Here is an 8,434-nt window from a genome sequence, read left to right as displayed (position 1 = left end):
AAAAGGAAGACGGGGTTGCAGCCCTTAACGTCTTCCTTATTTATTTTGTCGGTCTCGCTGCTCCTGACATAATGATTGTCGGCGCAACCTCCGGCTGCACACGTCAATTATTGTCTCAGATTACCGCCCCCTTTGGCAAGAAAAAACTATTCATTTCCCGATAGGGAAACTGAGCGGCAACAGAAAATATTGAAAATTAGATTTCCCAATCTGTAAAATGAAAGATAAGGAGCATGTTTAAATTGAAAAAAATAACCAGCTTATTTTTACTATCTTTATTATTGATGTCAATCCTTTGCCATCAGGCATTAGCTGCTAATCAGGATGATAAAGCCATAAAGGATGTTATTACAAAATATTATAATACCAGATACGAGGCATTATCAGCACTCGAAGAAAAGGATATCAGTTCATTTTGGAAAACTGATAACAATCCAGAATATGAATTGGAAGTTAATACACTGAGTGCCGATGTTAATCACCGAAAAATGCAACTTATCGACCTTCGCTTTAAGAGCTATAATCTGCAGATGGATTTTGAAAATATTAATGTTACGAATGATAAAGCTGATGTAAAAGTAAAAGAAATTATTGACTTTTATCAGAATGCTTCTCCGAATACTTGCTCAAGAATGCGTGATGATCATATTATAAAACTCGAAAAGATTAATAATAACTGGCTCATAACCAGTGATAGTAGTAATGATCCTTCAAAGAAAATTTTATCATCATTAATAGAAAAAGGCAACACTGCTTCCCAAGCCAAGGCAAAAATACTTGAAAGGAGCAAGGAAGAATTACTGGAGAAAAAAGCTATAGCTTCAACACCTAATAAGGGTAGCCAGAGTGTTGCAACTACACTAAGCTTGCAGCCTTACGATGCTTCTTATGCAGCAGCATGGGCTTATCAATATGCTAATTCAAATAATCCATCTCCATGGTATACTTATTCTAGTGATGAGGGTGGAGATTGCACTAATTTTGTTAGCATCTGCCTCTATAAGGGTGGCATACCTTTTGATACAGTTGGCGATCCCAGTTATAATCAAAGATGGTTCTGGTATAGCACTTCAAATAAAACACCAACCTGGACGGGTGTTGATCCATTGTGGGACTATGCCATTAATGATGGCGGTGTTGGATTATCTGCCAGTTCAGTTGCTCGGCAAAATGCTTGTACAGGTGATATTGTACAATTTAGTAATGGTAGCTGGCATCATAGTGCATTTATAAATAATGCATACACATACAACAATTATCGATTTATATTCATTTGCTGTCATTCTAGAAACCAGCAAGATCTCAACCTGGATAATTATCTTACCAGTGAAACAAGAAGGTACTTACACATTAATGGATGGTACAATTAATGTTGTTGGGGGGTAGAAATCCTACCCCCTTATTATTCTTTTATTCTGTATTAGTGATTATTAGGTAGTTTGTGCTTGCTTTTTATTAAAATTGAGGTGATTGGAATGCGATATGCATGGGCAATAATATTCATAGTATTCATTCTTATTCTGGCATTAGCTGGACATTGGATTTACGATAATAAGCAGGAACAAGCAGATGCCCAACAGGTATTAGAAAATTACTTTAAAGCGGTTAATGACAATAATTATGAAGAACAGCTGCGGTATCTATCACCATTTCAAGTTAATACTCTTGAACAAAATCGTATAAATTGTGGATCAGTTCCTGCATGCGAGTACTTGAGGATAAATGATATTTCGCTAAATAATTCAAAAATACCTAAAGAAGAATATCTTACTCATGGACGTGGCACAATTACCAAACCCTATAAAGTAATAATATTTGATGTGGATTTCGAATTAAAGCGTAAACTAAACGGGATAGACCAAGATGAAAGCATAAAAGATATATGGAAATATATATTAATTAAACAGAAAGAAAATGAACCCTGGAAAATTGACGATTGTGGTGTGTGATAATATTCCTGTGTAGTATTTCAGTAAACCACGTAGCAGGTTCAGGAACTACAGCGTTGTGATAACTCCGGCATTATTTTTCAGTCCCCTGATACTCTTCATTAAAGCTTTTTCGCATGCCGCTGCCATAAGTAATATTGAATGTACTCATCAAACGCCCATGCCCCTATAGAGTGCAAACTATAATGAAAATGTCTACAGTCATTTTCACTACTGAATACTGACTAATACATTTTCCTATCAAAAAAAACACGTCCACTTCAAAACGACCGAAGGGCGTATTTTTATGTTGTTTTTTGCAGGTAGAATCACCTTGGGTGAATACGCCGTCACAGAACGTGCATGTTAACCGCTGAGATTGTACACGCTGACCGTTGTCATTGTGCATGGTCGCACGCCACAAATATTGTGCAGTTGAGGGTCACCTGCTCAAGAGTTATGGACAGTGCCGCCCTATGGATAACCCTACCGGGTCGACCACAGGGCTTGGTAAGCAAGGGTAAGCAAGGGTAAGCAAGGGGACGTTCTTTTTGCTTCCTTGGTAAGCAAGGGGACGTTCTTTTTGCTTCCTTTGCAGTTATTTGGTATAATAAAAGAAAATTAGAAAGAGTGAATATAGATGGCAAGACAAGCAAGGGAACGATGTGAGAGCGGCGTTTATCAAATCATGATGAGATGAATCAACCGATCGGAAATCTTTTTATGATAAATGATTCTCAACGTTTTTGGCAACTATTAACAGGCAATATAATGGCAGATTCCTGGGTTACTGGATTTAATTAAATTATAGTTTTAAAGCCCAACCGGGAAGCAAAAAGAGCGTCCCCTGGTATCCCACCCAAGGAATTGGAAAAAAGTATGCAAATATTTTACTAATACTGGTTGCATACAAATTCCTGAAAAACCTCATTTCCCACAGGCAGGCCTTTTGCTGTAAGGCGTAGGTATCCGTCCGCGAGGTCCACCAGCCCGGCTTCCCGCAAAGAAGCTATTTCCGCCCGGTAAATGTCCTCTGCCCGCCGGCCAAAACGCTGGTAGAAAGCTTCAAGGTCAACTCCCCTAAGCAATCGTAAGCCTAAAAACATTGTCTCTGCCATCTCATTCCTGATCGTTCCGGTCTCCCTCGAGGCGACCGGCAATTTCCCCTGTACAAGACTGCCGGCATAGCCACTGACAGTAGACTCGTTGGCAAAACGTTCGTTCCGCAGGTAAGAATGCGCAGCCGGACCAAATCCCAGGTAGGCCTGATTTAGCCAGTAAGTAAGATTGTGGACCGACTCACGTCCAGACCGGGCAAAATTTGAAATCTCATAATGTACGTAGCCCCGACTGGTTAAATAATCAATCGCCGTTTGATACATGAATAGATCCAGATCTTCAGAACAAGGTTTAAGCCCGCCGCAGGACACCGCCTGTTCCAAAGGTGTTCCTGCCTCCAGTTGAAGTCCATACACCGCTATGTGTTCCGGATCCAGATTCGCGACTTGATTTAGTGATTCCAACCAGTCTTCTCCGGTTTGACCCGGTATCCCGTAGATCAAGTCCAGATTCAGGTTTTCAAACCCGGCCTCCCTGGCTGCGTGGACAGCCCCGGTAGCTTCGGCAGCTGTATGGATGCGCCCCAGCACAGACAATATACTGTCCTGGAAAGCCTGCACACCCAAGCTGAGCCTGTTTACACCGCTCTTCCGCAACAATGCCAGTGACTCCTGGTTAACCGTACCGGGATTGGCCTCGACAGTTATCTCACATTCTGGCAACAAGTAAAAAACCTTACGTACCGTTTCCAAAATGAAAACCAGCTTTTCAGCCGGCAGGCAGGTAGGTGTTCCGCCACCGATAAAAACACTGGCAAGGACTTTCTCACGTTCCGGCAAAATGTTACCATACATCTCTATCTCTTTAGACAAGGAATCCAGGTATATTCCGGCTGCTCCGTCCTCATAAGGGTAAGAGATAAAGTCGCAATAACGGCACTTTCTAACACAAAATGGAACGTGGATATATAAACCAAGTGTCATGGCCCGGACACCTCAATTTATTTAGTAGTCAGTAGTCAGAATTCAGAATATTCGAGGCAATAAACCATTTTTTTATTCTGACTCCTGACTCCTGAATTCTGACTCCTTCTCTTTTATTTATTCTCGATACTCAATACCGCCATAAATGCCTCCTGCGGTATTTCAACATTGCCAACCTGTTTCATCCGCTTTTTGCCTTCCTTTTGTTTTTCCAGCAGCTTGCGTTTGCGGGTGATGTCTCCGCCATAGCACTTGGCCAGCACATTTTTACGCACCGCCTTCACTGTTTCCCGGGCGATAATATGGTTGCCGATGGTGGCTTGTATCGGGATTTCGAAGAGGTGGCGCGGAATCAGCCCCCGCAGTTTCTCCACCAGTTGGCGGCCCCGGTAATACGCCTTATCATGGTGAATGATTACTGAAAGCGCGTCAAGCACTTCACCGGCGATCATGATATCCAGCTTAACCAGATTGGATTCCTTATATCCGGACAATTCGTAATCCAGCGAGGCGTAGCCTCTTGTCCGCGACTTGAGTTGATCAAAGAAATCAAAGATAATCTCGCTGAGCGGCAGGTTATATGTCAGGATAACCCTACCGGCGCTCATATATTCCATATCGGCAAAGGTACCACGACGCTCCTGGCACAACTCCATCACCGCGCCCACAAAATCTTTCGGGCACATGATAATCGCCTTGACAAAGGGCTCCTCTATTATTTCCACTTTGCCGGCCGGCGGCAGTTTGCTCGGATTGTCTATTTCAATTACTTCCCCGTCAGTGGTAGTGATTTGATAGACGACGTTCGGAGCAGTGGTGATCAAGTTCAGGTCGTACTCGCGCTCAAGCCGTTCTTGAATAATCTCCATGTGCAACAGGCCCAGAAAGCCGCAGCGAAAGCCAAATCCCAAAGCCTCAGAAGTCTCCGGTTCATATATTAAGGAGGCGTCGTTTAGTTTGAGCTTTTCCAGCGCGTCTTTCAGATCATCATACTGTATATTATCTACAGGATATAAGCCACAGTAAACCATCGGGGTAACCTTGCGGTAGCCGGGCAGCGGCACCGCAGCCGGGCGCCGGGCGTCTGTGACCGTATCCCCCACCTGGCAGTCTTTGACGTTTTTTATGCCGGCGGCGATAAAACCCACTTCACCGGTGCGCAGTTCACCGACTGAGAGGAGAGTAGGGCGAAATATTCCCGCGTCGCTCACCTCAAATTCCTTGCCGGTGGCCATCATCTTAATCTGCATGCCTTTTGACACAGAACCTTCAATTATTCGGATATAGGCAATAACCCCTTTATACGGATCGTAGTGTGAATCAAAAACCAGCGCTTTTAAGGAGGCCTGACTCAGACCACCAGGCGGAGGTATTTTAGCCACAATTTTCTCTAGAATATTTCTAACACCTTCCCCGCTTTTCGCGGAAGCCAGCACACACTCAGAAGTATCCATGCCAATCACATCTTCAATTTCCCGCTTTACCCTTTCCGGATCCGCGCCGGGCAAGTCAATTTTATTAATGACAGGGATTATTTCCAGGTTATGATCCAGAGCCAGGTAGACATTGGCCAAAGTCTGAGCTTCGATCCCCTGGGCCGCGTCCACTACCAGCAGCGCGCCCTCACAGGCTGCCAGGCTGCGGGACACCTCATAAGAAAAGTCTACATGACCGGGGGTGTCAATCAGGTTCAACTGGTATTCCCGGCCATCTCCAGCCAGGTAATTCAAGCGTACGGCCTGCATTTTGATAGTAATGCCCCGCTCCCGCTCCAAGTCCATCTGGTCCAGCACCTGATTGGTCATCTCGCGCTCGCTCAGGGCGCCGGTGTACTCCAGAAGCCTGTCCGCCAAGGTAGACTTGCCATGGTCTATATGGGCGATAATACAGAAATTACGAATTCTATCCTGATCCCACTCCATTGAAAAACTTCACTCCTTATTGCTGAAAACAACTACAATATTATATCACTGGCGGAAGTGGGTATCAATTATTAAGGACTTCCCCGGAATCGAGGAAGTCCTTAATGACAGCTATTCATTTTCACCTTTAAGCATGAACTTATTCGTTTGTAATTCGGCATTATCTCCCCATTATCTACGCTTAACTAATGATATTCTAATTCTTTTTCAATATTTAGTATGCGTGATAATAAATCCGGGAGATACTTGTCCCGGAATCCCGCGGCGCTATTATTAACTAAAATCAAGGTTTCGCCGCATTTGTTTTCAATAAAGTGATAATATTCATTAAGACGATAATATTTATCCGGTATTTTTATCACCAGGTCTTCACCCAGAATATTCAGACGGTAAGCGCCTGATTCCGCTTTCTCAAAATGGATCGCCTGTACCGGTACATCAGGTGCGACTATTTCGTTAAAATTGGCCATTGTATAAGCACTCCCCCAAGTCACCGCGGCAATTGAAAGTAAAACTACGAACTTGTATTTTGTCCTCACAATATCACCTTGATTCTAAATATAGATTTGTCCGCTAATTTCTCTCATGCGGCTTTTTATAGTACAAAATCATATTGACTTAACTCTCTTCCGTAATCACCCTAACTACCACATCCGCAAGCAGAACCGCTGAGCGTACCGCCTCTTCAACTGAATTTTTTGACGTGCCTATTTCCACCAGTACCGCATGCGGGTGGAGATACTGATTATAATTGCTGTTCTTAACCCTGACCCCCAGAGAAAGCCCTGGATACATCTCATTGACTTTTCCCGAAAGCTTTGCGGCGAAGGCATAATTCTGCTGCAGCCCGGCGGACGACTTGCGTGCGCCGGAACCGGTAATAAAAAGAATCGGCGCAACTTTTTCACCGTTCACAGTAACCAAACTTTGTTCACGCGATTTTGCGGCGTCGCGGTGAATATCGAAAACAACCCTGGCCTTGGGATTGTCGGCTAGCAGTTCCTTCGCGGTTTTCTCCGACTCGATGTAGGCATTGTCGTAGTTAGCGTCATTGATCCTGTCCGAGCGGGCCACTTTAATTCCGTACTTGCCCTCCAGGGTATCCTGCAGCGCCGCCGCCACAGTTACAACTCCGCCTTGCCTGCCGTCCAGCCTTTCTACCCGGTCAGTCATACTGTACGTTTCCCCGGTATGCGTGTTATATATTATCACAAGGCTATCTCCAAGCAAGGCCGATACCTTGTTTACCGGAACGGGGTTAACCGGGTGAGCGTCACCTGACCTGCTTACCGCCACAACTCCTCGTGGCTCGGACATAACCAGCAGAGGCATTTGCGATCTTAAAACCGCAACCGGGCTGCACAGATTCACCTGGACAACGGCACCCAGGGAATCCAGTAGCGATTGTGACAGGCTGTCAGTTCGGGAATCCTCTTCGAAGCCGCCCCAGCATAGCACCGGCAGGGCGCATTGCAGTATTTTCAGCGGTTCCCGCTGGTAAAACACTGCGATGACCTCTTCCGGTATTCTACCTGCGCTTTCCTTAAGCGTCATCAAGGCCGCCGCGCCCGTTACCTGGAAAAATAATAACAGCGGCATCAAAACTACCCCGGCCAGGGCAATAAATTTGCAGACATGACCGGCGCGCATATACCGTAACCGGCCGGCGGCGGGCAATGGGTACATAAAAAACCCTCCCTCCAGGAATCATTCATTAATTCTATGTCCTGGAGGAAGAGTTTATGAAGGTCGTCTCCGTTAGCGTATGACAGTCGGTACAAAGGCATCAATAAGTCCAACGATAAATGCGGAAATCAACGCGCCGACCAGGTTCACACTGAGAAGCGTAGGAATAATAAATTGGGCTAGGTAAATTACCACTGCCGCCGTAATAAAGCCTACGAGACCTCTGTTCCTTGGTGAAATTCGTTCACCCAGGAGAGCTTCAGCAATGTAGCCGAGCACGGCAATTACCACCGCGGCGATTAAAGCCCCGACGAATCCCCCCCTCACCACAAAGCCGGGTGAGAGCCAACTCACAACGATCAAAACAAGTGCTGAAACAACAAACCTGATGATTAATCCGAGCCATTGCATATTCAATTCACCCCCAATCTTTTTCAATTACCTGTAGCTTTACCTGAAATATGAAAGTATATACCAGTCATGCTTGCATTTTTTCACCGCGCATGGTAAAATTGGTCCCGTTGGGGGGTGAGTAAAAATATGCCGAACATTAAATCAGCAGCAAAACGGGCCGAAATTATCCGTTTAAGGACATTACGCAACACCCGGATCAAATCTGCGCTGCGGACTACCATCAGAAAGTTCGAAGGAGCCTTGGGCGCAACCAATGCTGAAGAAGCCGGTATAAAGCTTCGTAATGCCGTGAAAGCAATTGACAAAGCCGTAACAAAAGGCATTTTACATAAAAATGCAGCTTCACGCAAAAAATCACGTCTAATGAAGAGATTTAATAAGTCAATGGGTTAAGGCTGAAAAACCACCCTATACATCATAAGGGTGGTTTTTATTTTTGCAC

At 44.8% G+C, this 8,434-nt stretch carries 8 protein-coding genes; 3 read left to right on the top strand and 5 right to left on the bottom strand.

Annotated elements, in window-relative coordinates; all coding sequences use genetic code 11:
* Positions 1–242: 242 nt before the first annotated feature.
* Positions 243–1,370 (top strand): amidase domain-containing protein, encoded by a 1,128-nt coding sequence (locus L7E55_RS08220; RefSeq protein ID WP_277443644.1) that lies wholly within the window; start codon positions 243–245, stop codon positions 1,368–1,370.
* A gap of 75 nt (positions 1,371–1,445) precedes the next feature.
* The gene (locus L7E55_RS08215) at positions 1,446–1,949 is read left to right on the top strand and encodes a DUF4829 domain-containing protein (protein ID WP_277443643.1); all 504 of its coding nucleotides are present in this window, start codon (positions 1,446–1,448) and stop codon (positions 1,947–1,949) included.
* An 872-nt stretch (positions 1,950–2,821) separates the two neighbouring features.
* Here L7E55_RS08215 and hemW read toward each other — a convergent pair.
* The 5 genes from hemW to L7E55_RS08190 form a co-directional block, all read right to left on the bottom strand.
* Positions 2,822–3,970 carry a radical SAM family heme chaperone HemW gene (gene hemW, locus L7E55_RS08210; RefSeq protein WP_277443642.1) on the bottom strand — a complete coding sequence of 383 codons (1,149 nt, stop codon included), beginning with the start codon at positions 3,968–3,970 and terminating at the stop codon, positions 2,822–2,824.
* A gap of 113 nt (positions 3,971–4,083) precedes the next feature.
* A complete protein-coding gene (gene lepA, locus L7E55_RS08205) occupies positions 4,084–5,892 on the bottom strand; it encodes a translation elongation factor 4 (RefSeq protein ID WP_277443641.1) in 1,809 nt (602 codons plus the stop codon).
* A gap of 185 nt (positions 5,893–6,077) precedes the next feature.
* Positions 6,078–6,362 carry a hypothetical protein gene (locus tag L7E55_RS08200; RefSeq protein WP_277443640.1) on the bottom strand — a complete coding sequence of 95 codons (285 nt, stop codon included), beginning with the start codon at positions 6,360–6,362 and terminating at the stop codon, positions 6,078–6,080.
* A 148-nt stretch (positions 6,363–6,510) separates the two neighbouring features.
* Positions 6,511–7,578: a stage II sporulation protein P gene (gene spoIIP, locus L7E55_RS08195; RefSeq protein WP_277443639.1), complete on the bottom strand. Its 1,068-nt coding sequence runs from the start codon at positions 7,576–7,578 to the stop codon at positions 6,511–6,513.
* Positions 7,579–7,650: 72 nt separating this feature from the next.
* Positions 7,651–7,989 carry a phage holin family protein gene (locus tag L7E55_RS08190; protein ID WP_277443638.1) on the bottom strand — a complete coding sequence of 113 codons (339 nt, stop codon included), beginning with the start codon at positions 7,987–7,989 and terminating at the stop codon, positions 7,651–7,653.
* A 129-nt stretch (positions 7,990–8,118) separates the two neighbouring features.
* Between L7E55_RS08190 and rpsT the strand changes: the two genes are divergently transcribed.
* Positions 8,119–8,385 (top strand): 30S ribosomal protein S20, encoded by a 267-nt coding sequence (gene rpsT, locus L7E55_RS08185; RefSeq protein WP_277443637.1) that lies wholly within the window; start codon positions 8,119–8,121, stop codon positions 8,383–8,385.
* The last annotated feature ends 49 nt before the right edge of the window (positions 8,386–8,434 follow it).

This window comes from Pelotomaculum isophthalicicum JI, assembly GCF_029478095.1.
In the GTDB taxonomy this organism is placed as follows: Bacteria; Bacillota; Desulfotomaculia; order Desulfotomaculales; family Pelotomaculaceae; genus Pelotomaculum_D; species Pelotomaculum_D isophthalicicum.
This window is presented reverse-complemented; position numbering and strand designations above follow the sequence as displayed.

Coding starts and splice junctions, on each gene's coding strand:
- hemW (WP_277443642.1), bottom strand. CDS start 3,970: ATGACACTTGGTTTATATATCCACGTTCCATTTTGTGTTAGAAAGTGC.
- lepA (WP_277443641.1), bottom strand. CDS start 5,892: ATGGAGTGGGATCAGGATAGAATTCGTAATTTCTGTATTATCGCCCAT.
- L7E55_RS08200 (WP_277443640.1), bottom strand. CDS start 6,362: ATGGCCAATTTTAACGAAATAGTCGCACCTGATGTACCGGTACAGGCG.
- spoIIP (WP_277443639.1), bottom strand. CDS start 7,578: ATGTACCCATTGCCCGCCGCCGGCCGGTTACGGTATATGCGCGCCGGT.
- L7E55_RS08190 (WP_277443638.1), bottom strand. CDS start 7,989: ATGCAATGGCTCGGATTAATCATCAGGTTTGTTGTTTCAGCACTTGTT.
- rpsT (WP_277443637.1), top strand. CDS start 8,119: ATGCCGAACATTAAATCAGCAGCAAAACGGGCCGAAATTATCCGTTTA.